Consider the following 362-nt stretch of genomic DNA (forward strand, 5'->3'; position numbering starts at 1 on the left):
CGCGATGCGCGAAACGCGGCCCACGGAAATCCGGAACGCTGAGGGCTTTGTCCCGCGCTGCAAAGCTCGTCCGCCGCGTAAAGACCGTCACCGCCCGGATACAGGACGCGATAGATTGCGGCCATCAATGGGCTCAGCTTGCCAAGTGAACCCGCACCGGATGCCTCAGTGCGAAGCGCATAGTCCACATAGTCGCCCGTGGTTGCAAAAATGGTGTGCGTCGGATCGTGGTCTGCGTCGTGACACTCGAAGTCGATCCAGCTTTGTGAAAACTCCCGCGTCACGCGACCGCCCTCGAAGCTCTGCTCACGTACCCATCCGCGAATAGGGTTGCCTCGCACATCCGCGCTGTCCACCTTCCA

1 pseudogene is annotated in these 362 nt (G+C 61.3%); it reads right to left on the reverse strand.

Annotated features, from left to right (window positions below):
• Positions 1-341, reverse strand: a pseudogene (locus VSR82_RS40160) (glycoside hydrolase family 19 protein); the annotation flags it as partial.
• Positions 342-362: the final 21 nt, after the last annotated feature.

The sequence above is a fragment of the Burkholderia sp. JPY481 genome (assembly GCF_038900515.1).
GTDB lineage: Bacteria > Pseudomonadota > Gammaproteobacteria > Burkholderiales > Burkholderiaceae > Paraburkholderia > Paraburkholderia youngii.